The sequence below is a fragment of the Hyphomonas adhaerens MHS-3 genome, from assembly GCF_000685235.1.
Lineage (GTDB): Bacteria > Pseudomonadota > Alphaproteobacteria > Caulobacterales > Hyphomonadaceae > Hyphomonas > Hyphomonas adhaerens.
Genome location: NZ_ARYH01000003.1, coordinates 312,359 through 329,809, shown reverse-complemented (window position 1 = coordinate 329,809; position 17,451 = coordinate 312,359). Strand labels below are relative to the sequence as shown.

Genomic DNA, 17,451 nt, shown 5'->3' with positions numbered 1-17,451 from the left:
GAGGCATCAGCCTTCCCGCCCGCTGAGAACTATTCCCGGCCTCCGGACGAACGACGCGATGGCAGGTCTCCTGGCTCACCGATCAATGCTTCAGGCCGCCTTCCCAGACCCCGAAGGGTCCAGTGGCTTAATGGCCATCAGCTCCTGGCTGACAGTTGCGGGTACAGCGCCGGATTCACACCGGCTTCCCTCGAGGCCCTTGTGAAGGGCACCATCTGGAGCGTTAGTTGTTGCAGTTGCGAAAGCCTGTCAATAGGCGTTGCGCCGGGTGACGCGAAGGCAGCGGTTAGAAATCAATTCCGCGCTGCGCCTTGATGCCGGCTTTGAAGGGGTGTTTCACCTCAGTCATTTCGCTGACGAGATCAGCGTATTCGCAAAGTTCCGGTTTCGCATCGCGGCCTGTCAGAATAACACTCGTCCGCTCCGATCGGGCTTTTAGTGCGTCGATGACGGTTTGAATGTCCAGGTAGTCGTAACGCAACGCGATATTGATTTCGTCGAGAACGACAAGGTCGTACTCTCCGCTTTCCATCATTTCACGCGCACGATTGAATGCCGATTCCGCTGCGGCAATATCGCGGGCGCGATCCTGCGTGTCCCATGTGAAACCCTCGCCCATCGTATGCCAGTCGACCTGGTCGGAGAATTTCGTGAAGAACTGGCGTTCGCCTGTGACCCATTTGCCTTTAATGAATTGAACGATACCGACCTTATGACCCCACCCCAGCGCGCGGATGATCACACCGAACGCCGAACTCGACTTGCCCTTGCCATTGCCGGTGTGGACAAGCACGAGTCCCCGGCCGGGATCGCGTGCTTCAGACGTTTTCTTCTTCTGCTCAGTCTGCAGCGCTTTCATCTTTTCGGTGTGGGATTGCGGGGTGGTCATTGCCGTGTCCTTTCTACTGATCCAGCGTCACATAGCGGCCAAAGCCAATGGACGTTTCGTGGCTTTCAGCCGTGTCATCCTGTGCCAGCGCAACCTTGATGACGCCGGCATGAGTGACAACCAGGCTGTCTCCGTCAAGTTGTTTTAGGCTTGAAAGCGCGATCCCAACACGTGCGCGCAGCATCGCGACACTCTCCCCACCATGAGGGCGGGCGTGGAGAAAGTCCGCCGCCCAGGCATCGATTTCAGCCCGGGGAATGGTGTCCCATGCCTGACTCTCCCAGCGCCCGAAATCCATTTCCCGAAAGCGATGATCCTCTGTCAGCGGACGATTCAGGTCGGCTGCGATTTGCTCGGCCAGATGGCGGCAACGGGTCAATGGGCTGGTAACGATTCGCTTGAATTCCGGGAGGGTCTTGATGAGTGTAGCATACTCATCGGCGAAACTCGCGGTGAGCGGGAGGTCGGTCATGCCGTAGCAAATGCCAGGTGCAACGGCGGGCTGCGTATGACGCAACAGTATTACAGCCATGCAAGTAATCCGAGATAAAAGCCCGTCTCACTGGCCTGCTGGACGGCGCCGAGCGTATCGCCGGTATATCCGCCAAGCTTGGGCTCGAAAAACAGGCGCATGCAAACATGGCCAATGGCGAGCCCGATCAATCCAAAACCCATTGTGGAGATTGGCAGGAAGAGTTGCCAGACAAGAATTATTCCGAGCCCCGTCAGGCAAACGATAGCCAGCCCTTTTGCGGTCAGTCCTTTCGCGACGGGCTTTCCGGTGCCGTCGGTGCGCACATAGCGGCTGGTCATGATGACCAGAACGGCCGAAAGACGAGACAAGCCATGCCCTGCCAACAAGGCGCCAATGACCAGTATGCCGGACATTGAGCTCAGCGCCGCTGCTTTCAGTAGAAGGACAATAATCAGAGCTGCGGTGCCGTAAGTGCCGATCCGGCTGTCCTTCATGATGGCGAGAGATTTCTCGGGCGTAATCCCGCCGCCGATCCCGTCGAACGTGTCGGCCAGCCCGTCCTCATGGAACGCGCCTGTCAGCAGCAAACCTGCGCCAAGTGTGAGCAGCACAGCGATGACCGCAGGAAAGATCAGTGCGGCCAGCCAATAGACACCTGCGCACACGCCACCAATGATCAAACCCACCAGAGGGTAATAGGCGGGTGACGCTTCAAAACGCTCTGGCGTATACCCAACCTGGCCGGGCAGCGGGATCCGCGTCAGGAATTGAATGGCCAGCAGTAATTTTATGATTTCGCTCTTCATGCGGGGCCGCTGACCCCCGCGCTGTCGAAACTTGCCATCTCGCGAAGCATGGCTGCTGCTGCCTTCACCAATGGCCAGGCGAGCAGGGCGCCGGTGCCTTCTCCCAGCCGCATGTCCAGGTCGAGCAAAGGTTCTGCACCGAGGGCTTCAAGAACCTTCGTATGACCCGCCTCAGCGGAACGGTGTGCGTAGATGAAGTTCTGCTCACAGCCTGGCGAGAGATCGCGCGCACATAGAGCGGCGACGGTCGCGATGAAGCCATCGACGATGACGATCTTGCCCGCCTCGGCTGCGCTGGTCATGGCGCCGGCCATGGTCGCGATTTCAAACCCACCATATTCAATCAGCGCATCGGTGGCGGTGAGTCTGTCGGGGGTCCGCAGTGCTGCGTTTTCCAGCAATGCCCGTTTGCGTGACACGCCGTCTGGCTCCAGCCCCGTTCCTCGTCCGACCAGGTCGCCAACAGGCGCTCCGAGTAGCTTGGCGGCAATCAAGCTCGCTGACGACGTATTCCCGATGCCCATTTCACCAAAGCAGGCGGCATGATGCTCGCCTTCCAAGCCGATCATCCGGCCGTTCGCAAGGGCTGCCTGACATTGACCTGCATCCATTGCCGGCCGCTCAATTGCATTCTCCGTTCCTGCGGCGATGCGGCAGGAACGTAAGGCCGGGGCCCTGATCGGCTCGCCTGCCACACCGCAATCGATCACCTGAACATCGACTCCAAGTGTCCGCGCAAACACATTTGCTGCGGCGCCGCCGGACAGGAAGTTCAGGACCATCTGACGCGTGACGTCCTGGGGATAGGCCGAGACTCCGTGGCAAGCCATGCCGTGGTCGCCAGCAAATATCGTCAGGCGACACGTCTCTGCGACCGGCTTGAGGGCGTGTTGGATACGCGCGATCCGAGCCGCGAGCTGTTCAATCCTGCCGAGCGCACCGACGGGTTTGGTTTTGGAATCAATTGCCGTTTGCAAGGCACGCAGAAAATCAGCCTGAGTCGTGGTCATGGCACCGCTTTACAGATTTTGACTGCCAAAGCGATACCGGGTTTTCTTTCATCTGCGCAAAAGGTGCAGGACCGCAGCGACTTTCATCAACGGTGTTTGTACGGCGCGACGAAAAAAGTGCCTTCCCATCTGTGGTCAGGCAATTGCAGTCAAAAAATTAAATGAAATCAATGCCAAAATTGGCAGGTGGTGGTTCGGGGGAGACTTGAACTCCCGACCTCGCGATTATGAGTCGCGCGCTCTAACCAGCTGAGCTACCGAACCGTTCGCTGAAACGAAGGGGCCTCATACACGCGGGCGGGCCAGCCTGCAAGCGGGCGATCTGCACCTCATTGCATCGCTGCATCCCAATGACTGCAGCGAAAGTGCGCCAAGCATCCTCCCACTCGGTGCGATGATGCGTTCAGGTCCTGGATTCCTCTGCGTCAACGTGCGCGACGGTGGGCCCGGAATGAGAACAGGCAGGACCGGCGGCCCTGCCTGCTGGAATTCAGAAGTGGGCCAAGGCCTATTCCGCCGCGACGGTCTCTGCGGCGGCTTCCTGCTCGGAGAGGAAGCGTTCGGCGTCCAGCGCGGCCATGCAGCCCATGCCCGCGGCGGTCACGGCCTGACGATAGGTCTCGTCGGTGACATCGCCGGCGGCGAACACGCCGGGGATTTCGGTCTGGGGCGTGCCGGGCTTTGTGATGAGATAGCCATTGTCCTTCATGGCCAGCTTGCCTTTGAACAGCTCCGTCGACGGGGCGTGGCCGATGGCGATGAAGACGCCATGGACGGGGATGAGCTTTTCTTCGCCGGTCGTTACACTCTTGATCTTCGCACCGGTCACGCCGAGCGGATTTTCATCCCCGACGACTTCTTCCAGCACGTGATCCCAGATCACTTCGACTTTCGGATTTTTCAATAGGCGTTCCTGCAGGATCTTCTCGGCGCGGAAGCTGTCGCGGCGATGTACGACGGTGACCTTGGAGGCGAAGTTCGTCAGGAACAGCGCTTCTTCCACAGCGGTGTTGCCACCGCCAACGACCAAGACGTCACGGCCGCGATAGAAGAAGCCGTCACAGGTGGCACAGGCGGAGACGCCAAAGCCCTTGAACTTCTCTTCCGTCGGAATGCCCAGCCATTTGGCCTGGGCGCCGGTGCTGATCACGACCGAATCGGCGGTGTAGACGGTGCCGCTTTCGCCGATCGCCTTGAACGGGCGGCTGTCGAAGTCGACTTCGGCGATGTGGTCGTTCTCGACTTTCGCGCCCATGGCTTCGGCATGTTCCTGCATCTTCACCATCAGGTCCGGGCCCTGGATCTCGGTAAAGCCGGGATAGTTTTCCACTTCCGTGGTGATGGTCAGCTGGCCGCCGGGCTGTATGCCGGTCACCACCAGCACATCGCGCAAGGCGCGGGCGCCATAAACGGCGGCTGTCCAGCCTGCGGGGCCGGAGCCGAGGATCAGGATTTCAGCGTGTTTTGTCTCAGCCATGTCGGTACTCCGGATGTGCCTGATGGAATCGGCTTTTGCACATAAGGCGGGTGTATCGAGGCTTAAAGGCCCCGGCCGCTCATATCAATGTGACGGGCGCCGGAAACTCAGCAGGGCTCCGAAACCACTTCCACCGTGGCATGGGAGATATCGAACCGTTCCGCGAGGCGGGCTTTCACCTTGCGCCGCAGGGTTTCGGTGCAAGCGCCATGAACGGCCGTGACTTCCAACGTGATCAGTGGCTTCGATTCGGTCAGGGCCCAGGCATGGATGTGTGCGACGTTCGAGACCTGAGCGACATGTTCTTCAAGGTCGTTCCGGATGTCTTCCGGCGACAGGCCTTCGGGCGTGCCCTCCAGCAGAATGTGACCGGACTGACGGGCGATCCGGACACCGGCGACGAGCACGAGCAGGGCCACCAGAACGGAGAGAATCGGATCCGCCGGGATCCAGCCCGTGGTGAGGATGATAATCGCCGCCGCGATGGCCGCGACAGAGCCGAGCAGGTCTCCGATAACATGCCACAGCGCGCCCTGCAGGTTCAGGTCATGCTGGTCACCGCCATGCAGTACCCAGGCGGCGAGCACGTTTACGACCAGGCCGCCGACGGCGACCCACAACATGATGCCGCCGAGAACCGGGGCCGGGTCCAGCAGGCGGTGGACCGCTTCCCAGACAATCCAGCAGGAGAGGGCGACGAGCGCGATGCCGTTCGTGAAGGCGGCGAGCACTTTCATGCGCCCGAACCCGTAAGAACGGCTTGGGTCTGCGGGGCGTTCCGCCAGCTTGTATCCCACCCATGCCAGGATGAGCGACGCGGCATCGGTCAGCATGTGTGCGGCATCGGCCAGCAGGGCCAGGGAGCCGGAAATAAGACCGCCGGTAACTTCCGCCATCATGAACGAGGCGGTCAGGACAGCCGCGATAGCGACTCGCCGGCGCGAATCCGCGGTCGTCATGTCTGCATGGTCATGGGAGTGCCCATGCCCGTGCTCATGATCATGCCCATGATCGTGGGCTTTATCTGGTAGGTTGGTGTTCAGGTCGCAGGTCATATGCCTGAGGTGGAATCCTTTCGTGGCAAGGTCAATTCGAGTGTAATAGCGTTGCGTTGTGGCCTGCCCGGATTTTCTGCGCTGCCGTTACGGCATTTGTGCTAGATTGCCCGGAAACAGAACAGAAAAATCCGGAGGAAATCCATGAGCCCACCGCGCCTGCGCCAGCTTGTGATTGCTGCTAACAGTCTCGACACGGCGGACACATTGAAGAGCGTCCTCAGCCTCGGGGAACCGTTCCCTGACCCCGGTGTGGCCGAGTTCGGCCTGGTGAATGCCGTGTTCGCGATTGGCGATCAGTTCCTGGAAGTCGTCGTGCCAACCAAAGACAAGGCGCCTGCCCGGCGTTTCATCGACCGGGGCGGTGAGGGCGGCTATATGGCGATCTTTCAGACCGACGACATGGAGGCCTTGCGCGCGCGGGTCGACGGGCTGGGTATTCGGCGCGTGTGGAGTATCGACCTGCCGGATATTTCTGCCAGCCACCTCCACCCGGCCGATATCGGCGGTGCGATTGTTTCGGTGGATGAGCCACGGCCGGCCGGCAGCTGGCGCTGGGGCGGGCCTGGCTGGCGCGAGAGATCTGCCCCCGGACGATTTACCCATGCAGTTCTGGAGACGCCCGATCCGGATGCGTTGGCGCAGAAATGGGGGCTCACCTTTGGCCTGACTGCAGACAGGCAGCGTTTGTTCCTAGCCGATTCTGTCATCTATTTTACTGAAGGGCCGGCCGACCGGATGACCGAATTTGGTATCGACATTCCGGATGCGGACAAAGTAATGGCTCGGGCAGTGGAAAAGGACCTGCCTGTGGAAGGCAGGTCCATCTCGATTGCGGGCATTACCCTGAAGCTGGACGGTTAGTATCCGTCGGCGACGCCGTCCTTGCGCATTTCCGTGGCGGCGATGTAGGCGCCCGTTTCAAAGTCACGCATGACGGCCTGATAGCCGCCTGCATTCGCCCCGCAGCATTCGACGTCCACGCCACGGGCTTCCAGTTCGGCGCGGGTTGCCGGAGGGATGCCGCTTTCCAGAAACACCTTGCCGGTATCCGCTTCGCAGGCCGGGTCTTCCAGGTTGTCGGTGGGCTCGCAGCCGCCGACATGTTCCCATCTGGCGGCATCGCCGGCTTCCTGCAGGCCCATGTCAAAATCGACGAGGTTCAGGATCACTTGCACATGGCCCTGTGGCTGCATGCCGCCACCCATGAGGCCGAAGCTGAGCCAGGGTTCGAACGGGCAGGCCTGTTCGATCGGGACCGCCCGAACCTGGCAGCCCGGCATGTCCTTCTTGAACGCAAATGCAGGAATGATCGTATGGAAGGGGCGCTTGCCCGGCTCCCAGACATTCGGATGGGCCGGGTCGAGGCTGAACAGCTGTCCGCGATCCTGGAACATGAAGCCCATTCCGTCGGCGACAAGGCCCGAGCCCATGCCACGATAGTTCGACTGGATCAGTGACACCATCATCCCGTTTTCGTCGGCCACTGTGAGGTAGGTCGTGTCGCCGTCCTCAAGCGCCTTGTCGGCGGTGGGGAAGTCCAGACCGGCTTTGACATTCGGCATGGGTTTGGACAGGTCGATAAGCCCGGCGCGCCGGGCATTATACCCGTCCGCGATGAAGACTTCCGGGTCGATCCCGGAAAACTCGGGATCGGCATATCCCTTGGCGCGGTCGGCAAAGGCCAGACGCTTGGCTTCCACCTGCGCCATGATGGAATCTGCCGAGCCAAAGCCCATTGAACGCAGATCGTATTTTTCGAGCATCTGCAACATCTGGAGCGCGGCGATGCCCTGGGTGTTGGGCGGCAGTTCGCAGACCTTGTAGTCGGCGCGATAGGTTGCGCAGACCGGGTCGACCCAGTCGCCTGTATGGCTGGCAAAGTCCTCATAACGCAGGAAACCGCCGATGCGCTTGAAGTAGGCGTCCATCCGCTCGGCCAGGTCGCCTTTGTAGAAGGCATCGCGGCCGCCTTCTGCGATCTTGGACAGCGTGTCGGCCAAGTCCGGATTGCGGAAAATCGTGCCTTCGTGCGGGGGCGGGGAAAAATAGGTTTCCTTCGCGTTCTCGTACTCCTCCAGCATGCCGCTTTCAAATGCTGGTTTGTAGCGTTTGGGACCGAAGTTCCAATAATAGGAGATGACTTCGGGGATCGGCGCGCCTTCGCGGGCATAGGTAATTGCGGGGGTCAAATCGTCGGCAATCGGCAGCTTGCCGAACTTGTCATGCAGTGCGAACCAGCCATCCACCGTACCCGGAACAGTCACGGATGCCGTGCCGAATGGCGGGATCTCCTTACCGTCCATGAAGGCATCGGCCTTTGCCTGAATGTCTTCAAGGGTTGCCCCCTTCGGACTGCGACCGGATCCGTTATAGCCGTAAAGTTGTTGCGTTTCCGGGTCCCAGACGATGGCAAACAGGTCTCCGCCAATCCCATTCCCCGTCGGCTCAACCAGGCCCAGCATGGCATTCGCTGCGATGGCGGCATCAACCGCGGAGCCGCCACGCTTCAGGACGTCGAGCGCCGTCTGCGTGGCCAGCGGGTGGGCGGTTGCGGCGGCAGCGTGCGGGGCGACGACCGCCGAGCGCACACCTATGCTGCGGCCTGTGGGCATACGGTCACCGGGACCGGGCGGAGTCTGCTCCTGCACGGTCACGGTTTCCGTCACGACGATCTCTTTTTCCGCCTCGCCTGAGTCAGGGGGCGAGGTCGCGCATGCGCTAAGTCCAACCGCCAGCGTCGCAGCTGCAAGTATCCGGGGCGCCTTCATGTCTCTTACCTCTCATGTTTGAGAGCGATAGTAGCGACCTTCGCCGGCTTTTCGAGTCCCGCGCCGGACGGACATAAGAGTCCCTGGGCTGCCAGCCGCCGTTGAAGGCTTCAATGTAGCTGTGCATCAATCCCTCAAGCATAGCTGACGACCTCCCATTCGATGCCATCATGGTCGTGGAAGTAGAACCGGCTGCCGGGATCATAGGTCTGGTGGCTGTGCGTTTTCAGGCCGGACTTCAGGATCCGTTGTTCGGCGGCGTCCAGATCGTCCACCAGGATGCCGAAATGGTTCACCGCGCCGGTGCGGTAATAGCTTTCCTGCTCCGGCCGGTCCTGCTTCGGAAGGGCGTACAGGGCGATGTACTCGTCATCGGTGCCGACATGGACAGTGTAGCCGTCATATTTTGACGGGCCTTCCCAGCGCACATGCCAGCCGAACAGGTCCACCAGCATGGCGGCGGTTTTCTTCGGGTCGGAGACCGTCACATTTACATGTTCAAACAGGGCGGGTTTCATTTCCTGGTTTCCTTTATTCCAATCTGTTGCGTTCTGATTTGACGACCCTAATTCCTCAACCTAACTTGAGGTCAAGCATATTTGGGAAGGAAAAAATCCTTATGAAACAGGGGCTCTCTATCGGAGATGTCGCGCGTCGCACCGGGCTTTCGGTTTCAGCGATCCGATTTTACGAATCCCGCGGTCTGGTGAAGCCTGACCGCCGGCCCTCCGGCCAGCGGGAGTTTGCCCGCGCCGACATACGCCGTTTGTCCTTCATTCTGGTCGCCCAGCAGATGGGTCTGACCATCGAGGAGATCCGGGATGTCCTCGGTCAATTGCCAGAGCACCGGGCGCCCACCAAGGCCGACTGGACGCGTATCAGTCAGCGCTTTCGCCAACGCCTCGACGATCACATCGCCATGGTGGAGCGGCTGCGCGACCGGCTGGACGGCTGCATTGGCTGCGGCTGTCTCAGCCTGAAGACCTGCAAGCTCTACAATCCCGACGACCGCGCGCGAAGCGCCGGTGCAGGACCCCGCTTCGTGATGACGGGAGAGAAGGTAGGATGAAAGGCACCACAGCCTTCGAGGCCGCGCGGGGCATCCTAGATGCAGCCGCACTCGAGGGACACTGGGTCATTCCCGGTGCATTGGGCGGGCTGGAAGGCAAAAAGGGCGCCTACGTCTTGCTGGTGCTGTTGGACAAGGCGCTTCCGGTCGGGGCAGGCCGGCAGAAAACGGGTCACTTGTCGCCGGGCATGTATGCCTACGCCGGCAGCGCCTACGGACCAGGCGGTCTCGCGGCACGCATCAGGCGCCACTTCAGGGCAGACAAGAAAGTTCACTGGCACATTGACCGGCTAACCCTGGAGGCGAGCGGCCTTGCCGCTTTCATCGTGGAGCATGGTGATGAGTGCCAACTCGCCCGGACCCTGCTGGAAACAGGCTGCGCGGAAGTTGCGCTGGAAGGGTTCGGCAGCACGGACTGTCTGACCTGCAGCAGTCATTTGATGACAATCGCCTGACCGGCCAGTTCGGGCCTAATCCGGCTTTTTCGGGAAATAGTGCATCGCCATGCGTGCAGTAATTTCCTGGCCTTCGCGGGCAAAGCGCGCTTCGGCTTCCACCGCGCGGTTGTCGCATTTCAGATAGTCGCGGGTGGTATCCTGGTAGGAAGTGTTGAACTGCGCCACCAGGCTGGAGCGCAAATTGCCGCGATTCGGCGCCTCATAGCTCAGCATGTCGGACATGTATTGCCGCCAGTACTGGTCATCCCTGCCATTGCAGCGCACCCGGATCGCGTGGGCGGAGCCCAGCACCCCAGCCAGATCAGAGGCATCGCGGAAATAGTCCGGTCCGCGCATCGGCAGGCTGGATTGCGCAGCGCTTGCGCCGCAGACCATCAGGGCGCTAAGCAGGACGACATGAAAACGTGCCTTGTTCATGAAAAGACTTTTGCCCGCATCCAGCCTCGGCTCAAGGATGTAGAACACAAACTTGATGTCCTCATTATGACCGATGAAGGGCGCTTCTATCATGCCGGTAGCCGGGTGGTGACTGACAAGGTCGAACCGGAGATTGTCTTTGGCAGCCTCGACTGCTTCTTCGGCCCTGCTGCCAGGACATTTGTTCAGACTGTGATGGCCTCTGATCGGCTGGACTGGTTTCAGTCTCCGGCCGCCGGTGTGGACAATGCGGCGCTGAAAGCCATTGGCAAGGCGTCGAAGCAATACACCACCAATCACACACAGGCCGAATCCATGGCCGAGTGGGCCCTTTGGGCCGCGCTGGATTTCCTGCGAGAAGGTCCGCAGCATCGGGCCCAGCAGGACGCGGCGGAGTGGAAGCGGGTCCGGTCGCGAGAGATTGCCGGCAGCCGCTGGCTGATCGTTGGCTATGGGTCAATTGGTGAGGCGGTGGGCAATCGGGTGACCGCGCTTGGCGGGCATGTGACAGGCTTGCGCCGTTCGCCGGGACCGGCACCGGGGGCACAGGAGATTCTGCCGTCCAGCGTATTGCCGGATGCGCTTCCGGACGCGGATGTCGTGCTGCTTTGCGTGCCGCATACGGCGGAGACCGAAGGCATGGCCGGGGCGGACTTCTTCTCGAAAATGAAGCCCGATGCCCTGTTCATGAATCTTGGCCGGGGCGCCCTGGTGGACGAAGACGCGCTGGTCGATGCCCTGGATAAAGGCCGTCCGGCGTACGCGGCTCTGGACGTGACAGGCGTAGAGCCGCTGCCGGCGGAAAGCCCGCTCTGGCATCATCCGAAAATCATGATCACGCCGCACGATTCTTCCCAGACGAATGGAACGATCCTTCGTGCCGATGGAACGTTCGTGGACAATCTCCACCGTTACCTGAACGGCGAGCCGCTCAGGAACCTCGTCGACCGGAAGGCCTTCGAGGACTGAGCGGCGGGGTCGTCCGTTTACGCCGTTTCTTTCGTCTTCATGCCGGCCATGCGGTCGATGGACGCTTCGGCGTCCCGCATGATGTCGGCGACAATCGCGGCGACGGGTTTCACCTCATGAACGCCGCCGGCCGACTGGCCCATGGCGAAGCAGGAACTATCGGGGTTGAGCTTGGCTTCGTCCGTGATGCCCCCAATGCCGCCGATGACTCCGGTCTGCGTGGAATGGATCGCCTGGTGCGGGAAAGGCTGGATATCCTGCGGGCGGCGTTCCCAGTCATTGATGTAGTCATTGGTCCGACAGCGCATCGGCTTGCCGGAATAGCAGCGCGTACGAGTCGTATCGGTGTCGCCTGCGCCGACGACGGCATCCTTGTACATGTTGGCCGCATGCGCTTCCTCGGAGGCGATGAAGCGCGTTCCCATCCACACGCCCTGCGCCCCGAGGGCGAGGGCGGCAGCCAGGCCGCGTCCGTCATAGATACCACCGGCCGCGATGACCGGGATTTTCACGGCTTCGACGGCTTGTGCCACCAGCGGCAGTGTGCCGACGAGGCCTGTGTGCCCGCCGCCTTCGCCGCCCTGCAGGATCACCGCGTCACAGCCGGCCTGTTCGGCCTTGATGGCGTGCTTCACCGCACCGCCGACCACCATGACTTTCACATTGGCTTTTTTCAGACGTTCCATGATCGGCAATGGCACGCCGAGGCCGGCAACGAAGGAGTCGGCCCCGCCATTGATGATGACGTCGACCGATTCTTCGAGGCTTTCCGGGCTGGCGGCGAGCAGGTCAACGCCGAACGGCCGGTCGGTCAGTTCGCGCACGCGTTTCATCTGTCCGGCGATGAAATCCGGTGAGGTGCCGGCCATGCCGAGCACGCCGTAGCCACCTGCATTGCACATGGCGGCACAGACTTCGGCATAGGAGACGCCGCCCATGCCGGCGAGCATGATGGGGTGCTGGACGTTCAACATCTCTGTCAGGCGGGTTTTCAGGGCCATTTTGGGCTTCCTCTCTCTGAATAGTTATGAGCCAAGGCTTACGGCCCGGTCGCAACGTCAACGCAATAGCTGGCGCCACCCTGCCGTGTCTCTGCCCCATTCCCGCCGCGTTCTGCCGTCAGGATAAGCGATGGACTGGCAGAATCGCCGGTCCGGCGTCACATGCGGAGGCCAAATGGACCGGCTCCTTATACCGGGCCGACTTCGTGAAGGACGCGGCAACCGGCCGACGGGCTTGCCCGGGAACAGGTCCGGTTGCCCAACTTCTGCCCTTTCCCGGGGGCTCTGGGAAAGGGGGCTTGGTTTGAAGAGGTTGCAAGGTGCGCCTGGTAACTTTTTGAATTGAGCTATCCGTTTGGCTTGGCGGATGCTATGACGCCGTCCGGTCGAAAGACCATTAACAGGGGTAAGATCATGAAGAATATCATCACTTTGGGCGTTGCAGCCCTCGCTCTCGCAGCCTGCGCACCGGCGGAAGCTCCGGCTGAAGATGCACCGGTTGTTGAAGAAACCACAGTCATCGAAGAATCGGCATCCGACGCCGCTGATGCTGCCGTTGATGCGGCTAATGAAGCTGCCGATGCAGCTGCTGACGCTGCCGATGCGGCAGAAGAAGCTGCTGGTGAAGCCATGGACGCAGCTGAAGAAGCCGCTGCCGACGCTTCCGAAGCTGTCGAGGACGCAGCCGACGCTGCTGCCGAAGAGATGACGGACGAAGACCCGCAATAAGCGGAATAGATTCTCCGGAATTGGAAAGGGCCGCTCCAGCAGGAGCGGCCCTTTTGATTCGTGTCCGGAATTTCTGGATCAGAACTTCTGGTAGCCGCCGTCGACCAACAGAGTATCGCCTGAGTGGAATTTCGAAGCGTCAGAGGCCAGATACACGGCGATGCCGCCGAAATCTTCCGGCTCGCCCCAGCGGCGGATCGGCACGCGGGAGATCACCTTGGTCTGGAACGCTTCAGCGCCCTGTGCCCCTTCCGTCATATCGGTCGCGATCCAGCCAGGCAGGATCGAATTCGCCCGGATCTGGTAACGGCCATATTCCGTGGCGATGGCGTTCATCATGGCGATCAGGCCGCCCTTGGTGTGGCCGTAGGCCTGGTTGCGCGCCGCGCCGGACAGGGCCGCAAGTGACGCCGTGCCGATCAGGCTGCCGCCGAGGTCACCAGCTTTCGCGCGGGTCACCATCGACTTCGCCGCCTCGCGCAGGGTGAGGAAGGCGCCTTCGGAGTTGATCCGCTGGTTGAAGCGCCAGGTTTCCAGGGTCATTTCGTGGAAATTCGGGGCACCGCGGCCGACGCCGGCATTGGCGATGCAGGTGTCGATGCGACCGAATTCTTCCTCGGCTTCCTTCATCGCTTTGACGACTTCAGCTTCTTCGCCCACGTCCACCTTCCAGGCTTTCACTTTGCCGGTGCCGAGGGCGTCGGCCTTTTTCACGGCGGCGTCATTGTCGGCTTCCTTGCGGCCCCAGATGACGACATCGGCGTTCGAAGCGGCCAGCGCCTCAACCATGCCGAGGCCAATGCCCTTGTTGCCGCCGGTTACGACGCAGACCTTTCCTGAAAGGTCGAATGGGGCGTAGGTCATGGCTTCCTCCTGAAAGACTTTGGTTCGTTGGTTTGGCGCCACAAAAGAGAGGTGACGCGGGGGCCGGTCAAGAGGCAGATTGATCTGCCGAGACCAGGGTGCGGGCCGCGTCGATGATGCGGCGGGTTTCTTCCCAGATTTCCAGGTTTTCCAGCCGGGCCGGGCTGATCCACTCGGCATGGGCAGCATCATCGCCCGCCATTACCGTACCGGAAACCCAGACAGCGGCGTAGTCGAACAGCACGAAATGCCGGGTCACATCGCCGGTGGTGCGGGAGGTGAAGATGCCGTCCACCACGTCCACGAGGCCCACCAGGCGGGCGGTGAGGCCGGTTTCCTCCTTCAGTTCGCGCAGCGCAGCATCGCTGGCGCGTTCACCGAACTCAATCTTGCCGCCGGGCAGCGACCAGCTGCCGGCCATCGGCTTCGTGCCCCGCCGGATCAGGGCGACGTCTTCGCCGCGAAAGCAAACTGTGCCGACGGCGGGAACGGGCTTCAATTCGGTCATGCTGCGCCTCCCAGTTCCAGCAGGACCACCGTCTCGACATGAGACGACCAGAGGAACTGATCCACCGGCTGCACAAGCATGATCCGATATCCTGCATCGACCAGCACGCGCAGGTCGCGCGCCAGCGTACCGGGATCACAGGAAACGTAGGCGACACGCCGCACGCCGCTATGGGCAATCTCCGACACCTGCTTGGTTGCGCCATGCCGGGGCGGATTAAGCACGATGCCCTGGAAACGGGATAAAGTGACGGCCGGGACGGGATTGCGAAACAGGTCTCGCACTTCGGCCGTGACCGGCTTCAGGCCGGGGGCCGCGCGGGCGGACGCTTCCAGCGCCTCGATCGCCGCCGCATCGCCTTCAGCGGCATGGACGCGGGACTCTTCGGCGAGACGCAGGGAAAATGTTCCGCAGCCGGAGAAAAGGTCTGCGACTTCCAGCGCGAATTTCAGGTGTTGGCGGACGAGGCTGGCCATGAAGGCTTCCGCCTCGGGACTCGCCTGCAGGAATCCGCCCGGTGCGGGGCGGAGGAATGCCTTTCCGACCTGGATTTCCGGCGTCGCTTGCTGCAGCGGAACGTCGTCACCGATCGAGACGCGCAGGAAGCCGGCGGCAAGCGCTTTAGCGCCGGCCATCATCACATCATGCGGCGCGGCGAATGTGGCGGTGTTCGTAACGTGCAGGTCCAGACCGTTGGGCATGGCGGAGACCTTCAGGACCATCTCGCCCTTCAACGGTGCCAGCGGAGCTGCCAGCTCTTTCAGGGCACTGAGTTTTCGCGTAATTTCAGGCGAGGCGACCGGGCATGTGCTGATATCGACAATGTCGTGGCTGCGCCGCGAATGGAAACCAAGTTGCACGCCTGCCTTCGTCCGCCGGGCCGCCAGCGACATGCGGCGGCGCGTGCCGGGCGGCGTGACCCAGGTGTCTTCCACATGAGGCTCCAGTCCGCGTGACTTCAATGCATTGATCACGAGAGACTGTTTGAAGTTGCGGTATGGTCCGTCGGAAAGGTGCTGCAGGCTACAGCTGCCGCAACGGTCGAAATGCGGACAGACCGGGATCATGCGGTCCGGCGAGGGCGTCACGATCTCCAGCAGGCGCGCCTGGTCGCCATCGAATGCGATGCGAACTTCCTCACCGGGCAGGGTGCGCGGCACGGAAATCCATGTGCCATCGATTCGCACCTGGCCGTCGCCTTTCGACCCCAGGCGTTCGATGACCACAGTGCTGGCGCCGCGAGCATCCGCGTCTGGAATAGCAGGCATACCGGGTCTCCCCACTGGTTGTGTCCCGATTCACGGGTTAGCACCGCAGGACAGTCGCGAACAGGAGGCTTGAATGGCGAAACCGGTGCAAATGCCTTTAAGTCTTGCCTTGCAGGGCGGTGGTGCCCACGGCGCCTACACATGGGGCGTCCTCGACCGGCTGGCGGAAGAGAATCGCTTCGATATCCAGGCCATCACGGCGACCTCTGCGGGGGCAATGAATGCGGTGGCCTTTGCCGGCGGTTATGGCGCGGGCGGGCTAGACGGCGCGCGGCAGGCCCTGGAGGCGCTGTGGCAGGCGGTGTCGCACAGCGGCAGGCCGGCGCGGGCCTATGGCGTGCCCGGCCAGGCCGCCTTTGCATATGCCTCCGCGCTGCAGAGCTGGGCCAGTCCCTATGACTTCAATCCGCTGAAACTGAACCCGTTGCGGGATGCCGTGGAAAGCGTGATCGACTTCGAGGCGGTCCACGCCTCCGGCCTGCAGCTGTTCCTAAGTGCGACGGATGTGGAATCTGGCCATGTGAAAGTGTTTGCGGGTGATGAGGTCACCCTTGATGCGGTGCTCGCCTCGGCCTGCCTGCCGCAGACCTTTCAGGCGGTGGAGATCGATGGCCATGCCTATTGGGATGGCGGCTATATGGGCAATCCCAGCATCTTCCCGCTGATCTATGCCGGCGCGCCGACCGATGTGCTGCTGGTAACGCTGAACCCGATCGAGCGGCCCGGCGTGCCGAAGCGGGCAGGCGAGATCCAGGAACGCGTCAACGAGATCAGCTTCAACGCCGCCCTGATCGGTGAGCTGCGCGCGATCGCCTTTGTCCAGCGCCTGCTGGATGACGGCATGCTGAAAGCGCCGATGCTGAAGAAATATCGCCGCCTGAACGTGCACACGATCCGTGGCGGGGCCGACCTCGTGGACCACAGCCTGCACACCAAGTTCGACACCAGCTGGCGTTTCCTCACCAGCCTGCGTGACATGGGGCGTGCCGCGGCGGACGCCTGGTTGACGGGCGATGCAGACCTGGTCGGGACGAAGACGTCGAATTGCGACCTTCGGGAGGAGTTCCTGAAAGGCTAGGCTGGTGTGAGAAACCACACCCGCGCGGCGCCATAGTCGCGCGTATCCAGAGTTTCCCAGCCTTCCGGTGCGATCAGTTCGTCCGAGGCTGTCTCGACCACCGCGATGGCGTCGTCGGCCAGCCATTTGCCCTCAACAAGGCCGGCTAGCGCCGGAGCGACGAGGTCCTTGTGATAGGGCGGATCGAGGAAGGCGAGCGTGAACGGGCTGCCGACGCCCGCCGGCTTCTCGCCCAGATCGGTGGCGGAGCGCCGGTGGATCCGCGTGTTCCCATAAAGACCCAGCGTCTCGATATTGTCGCGGATCGCGCCGCGCGCTGAATGGTCGGTTTCCACGAACAGGCAGAAGGCTGCGCCCCGGCTGACCGCTTCCAGGCCGAGCGCGCCGGAACCTGCGAACAGGTCGATCACGCGCGCACCCTCGATCTCCGGCGCCCAGGGCGCATGGGCCAGCATGTTGAACACGCTTTCGCGCGCCCGGTCGGCCGTCGGCCGCGTGCCCTGTCCCTTTGGCGCAGCAATCGCGCGCCCCTTGTGCTGTCCGGCAATGATGCGCATTCGGTATTGTTCCGGGTTTACTTCCGGCCCGTCTAGGGCGATCTCATCTT

General features: G+C 61.7%; 20 protein-coding genes, 1 tRNA gene and 1 riboswitch. Of the genes, 6 read left to right on the top strand and 15 right to left on the bottom strand.

Translation table 11 applies throughout. The annotated features are described in order from the left end of the window. Positions 1 to 44: 44 nt before the first annotated feature. Positions 45 to 231, bottom strand: a riboswitch (cobalamin riboswitch). 55 nt (positions 232 to 286) lie between these two features. From cobO to HAD_RS15840, 7 genes are all read right to left on the bottom strand, one after another. Then, the gene (gene cobO / locus HAD_RS15870) at positions 287 to 889 is read right to left on the bottom strand and encodes a cob(I)yrinic acid a,c-diamide adenosyltransferase (protein ID WP_035573415.1); all 603 of its coding nucleotides are present in this window, start codon (positions 887 to 889) and stop codon (positions 287 to 289) included. A gap of 13 nt (positions 890 to 902) precedes the next feature. Then, the gene (gene cobC, locus HAD_RS15865; protein WP_084332015.1) at positions 903 to 1,421 is read right to left on the bottom strand and encodes an alpha-ribazole phosphatase; all 519 of its coding nucleotides are present in this window, start codon (positions 1,419 to 1,421) and stop codon (positions 903 to 905) included. Next, the gene (gene cobS, locus HAD_RS15860; RefSeq protein WP_035573414.1) at positions 1,412 to 2,170 is read right to left on the bottom strand and encodes an adenosylcobinamide-GDP ribazoletransferase; all 759 of its coding nucleotides are present in this window, start codon (positions 2,168 to 2,170) and stop codon (positions 1,412 to 1,414) included. The genes cobC and cobS overlap by 10 nt, the downstream gene beginning before the upstream one ends. Next, complete coding sequence (gene cobT, locus HAD_RS15855; RefSeq protein WP_035573413.1) at positions 2,167 to 3,180, bottom strand: nicotinate-nucleotide--dimethylbenzimidazole phosphoribosyltransferase; 1,014 nt, start codon at positions 3,178 to 3,180, stop codon at positions 2,167 to 2,169. The genes cobS and cobT overlap by 4 nt, the downstream gene beginning before the upstream one ends. A 187-nt stretch (positions 3,181 to 3,367) precedes the next feature. Beyond that, a tRNA-Met gene (locus HAD_RS15850) sits at positions 3,368 to 3,444 on the bottom strand. A 244-nt stretch (positions 3,445 to 3,688) separates the two neighbouring features. Next, complete coding sequence (trxB, locus tag HAD_RS15845) at positions 3,689 to 4,657, bottom strand: thioredoxin-disulfide reductase (protein WP_199285855.1); 969 nt, start codon at positions 4,655 to 4,657, stop codon at positions 3,689 to 3,691. Positions 4,658 to 4,764: 107 nt separating this feature from the next. Further along, entirely contained in the window at positions 4,765 to 5,616 is an 852-nt protein-coding gene (locus HAD_RS15840) for a cation diffusion facilitator family transporter (protein ID WP_084332028.1), read from the bottom strand. Between the two features lie 240 nt (positions 5,617 to 5,856). Here HAD_RS15840 and HAD_RS18210 point away from each other — a divergent pair, with 240 nt between their 5' ends. Then, positions 5,857 to 6,576 carry a VOC family protein gene (locus HAD_RS18210; RefSeq protein WP_051596378.1) on the top strand — a complete coding sequence of 240 codons (720 nt, stop codon included), beginning with the start codon at positions 5,857 to 5,859 and terminating at the stop codon, positions 6,574 to 6,576. Here HAD_RS18210 and HAD_RS15830 read toward each other — a convergent pair. Continuing rightward, positions 6,573 to 8,483: a gamma-glutamyltransferase family protein gene (locus tag HAD_RS15830; RefSeq protein WP_084332014.1), complete on the bottom strand. Its 1,911-nt coding sequence runs from the start codon at positions 8,481 to 8,483 to the stop codon at positions 6,573 to 6,575. The genes HAD_RS18210 and HAD_RS15830 overlap by 4 nt on opposite strands. A gap of 134 nt (positions 8,484 to 8,617) precedes the next feature. Then, positions 8,618 to 9,001 (bottom strand): VOC family protein, encoded by a 384-nt coding sequence (locus tag HAD_RS15825; protein ID WP_035573409.1) that lies wholly within the window; start codon positions 8,999 to 9,001, stop codon positions 8,618 to 8,620. A gap of 101 nt (positions 9,002 to 9,102) precedes the next feature. Here HAD_RS15825 and soxR point away from each other — a divergent pair, with 101 nt between their 5' ends. Together soxR and HAD_RS15815 are read left to right on the top strand one after the other, a co-directional pair. Next, complete coding sequence (gene soxR / locus HAD_RS15820) at positions 9,103 to 9,552, top strand: redox-sensitive transcriptional activator SoxR (protein ID WP_035573407.1); 450 nt, start codon at positions 9,103 to 9,105, stop codon at positions 9,550 to 9,552. Beyond that, positions 9,549 to 10,007, top strand: a complete 459-nt coding sequence (locus HAD_RS15815) for a GIY-YIG nuclease family protein (protein WP_084332013.1) — start codon at positions 9,549 to 9,551, stop codon at positions 10,005 to 10,007. The genes soxR and HAD_RS15815 overlap by 4 nt, the downstream gene beginning before the upstream one ends. A gap of 15 nt (positions 10,008 to 10,022) precedes the next feature. Here the strand turns inward: HAD_RS15815 and HAD_RS18700 are convergent, their stop codons facing one another. After that, the gene (locus HAD_RS18700) at positions 10,023 to 10,520 is read right to left on the bottom strand and encodes a TIGR02301 family protein (protein ID WP_162177528.1); all 498 of its coding nucleotides are present in this window, start codon (positions 10,518 to 10,520) and stop codon (positions 10,023 to 10,025) included. Here HAD_RS18700 and HAD_RS15805 point away from each other — a divergent pair. Continuing rightward, entirely contained in the window at positions 10,494 to 11,396 is a 903-nt protein-coding gene (locus tag HAD_RS15805; protein WP_162177527.1) for a D-2-hydroxyacid dehydrogenase, read from the top strand. The genes HAD_RS18700 and HAD_RS15805 overlap by 27 nt on opposite strands. Positions 11,397 to 11,413: 17 nt before the next feature. On the opposite strand, the gene HAD_RS15800 is transcribed toward HAD_RS15805, so the two are convergent. After that, positions 11,414 to 12,397: an NAD(P)H-dependent flavin oxidoreductase gene (locus tag HAD_RS15800; protein WP_035573405.1), complete on the bottom strand. Its 984-nt coding sequence runs from the start codon at positions 12,395 to 12,397 to the stop codon at positions 11,414 to 11,416. A gap of 414 nt (positions 12,398 to 12,811) precedes the next feature. Here HAD_RS15800 and HAD_RS15795 point away from each other — a divergent pair, with 414 nt between their 5' ends. Beyond that, the gene (locus HAD_RS15795; RefSeq protein WP_035573404.1) at positions 12,812 to 13,126 is read left to right on the top strand and encodes a hypothetical protein; all 315 of its coding nucleotides are present in this window, start codon (positions 12,812 to 12,814) and stop codon (positions 13,124 to 13,126) included. A 78-nt stretch (positions 13,127 to 13,204) separates the two neighbouring features. On the opposite strand, the gene HAD_RS15790 is transcribed toward HAD_RS15795, so the two are convergent. The 3 genes from HAD_RS15790 to HAD_RS15780 all read right to left on the bottom strand — a co-directional run bounded on the left by HAD_RS15790 (position 13,205) and on the right by HAD_RS15780 (position 15,766). Beyond that, positions 13,205 to 13,990: an SDR family NAD(P)-dependent oxidoreductase gene (locus tag HAD_RS15790; protein ID WP_035573403.1), complete on the bottom strand. Its 786-nt coding sequence runs from the start codon at positions 13,988 to 13,990 to the stop codon at positions 13,205 to 13,207. 67 nt (positions 13,991 to 14,057) lie between these two features. Further along, positions 14,058 to 14,498 carry an NUDIX hydrolase gene (locus HAD_RS15785; protein WP_035573401.1) on the bottom strand — a complete coding sequence of 147 codons (441 nt, stop codon included), beginning with the start codon at positions 14,496 to 14,498 and terminating at the stop codon, positions 14,058 to 14,060. Beyond that, positions 14,495 to 15,766, bottom strand: a complete 1,272-nt coding sequence (locus HAD_RS15780; protein ID WP_035573399.1) for a class I SAM-dependent RNA methyltransferase — start codon at positions 15,764 to 15,766, stop codon at positions 14,495 to 14,497. Before HAD_RS15780 ends, HAD_RS15785 begins: the two co-directional genes overlap by 4 nt. Before the next feature lie 73 nt (positions 15,767 to 15,839). On the opposite strand from HAD_RS15780, the gene HAD_RS15775 reads away from it, so the two are divergent. Then, positions 15,840 to 16,844 (top strand): patatin-like phospholipase family protein, encoded by a 1,005-nt coding sequence (locus HAD_RS15775; protein WP_035573396.1) that lies wholly within the window; start codon positions 15,840 to 15,842, stop codon positions 16,842 to 16,844. Here the strand turns inward: HAD_RS15775 and rsmD are convergent. Beyond that, the gene (gene rsmD / locus HAD_RS15770; RefSeq protein WP_035573395.1) at positions 16,841 to 17,401 is read right to left on the bottom strand and encodes a 16S rRNA (guanine(966)-N(2))-methyltransferase RsmD; all 561 of its coding nucleotides are present in this window, start codon (positions 17,399 to 17,401) and stop codon (positions 16,841 to 16,843) included. The two genes, HAD_RS15775 and rsmD, sit on opposite strands and share 4 nt — an antisense overlap. Between the last annotated feature and the right edge of the window lie 50 nt (positions 17,402 to 17,451).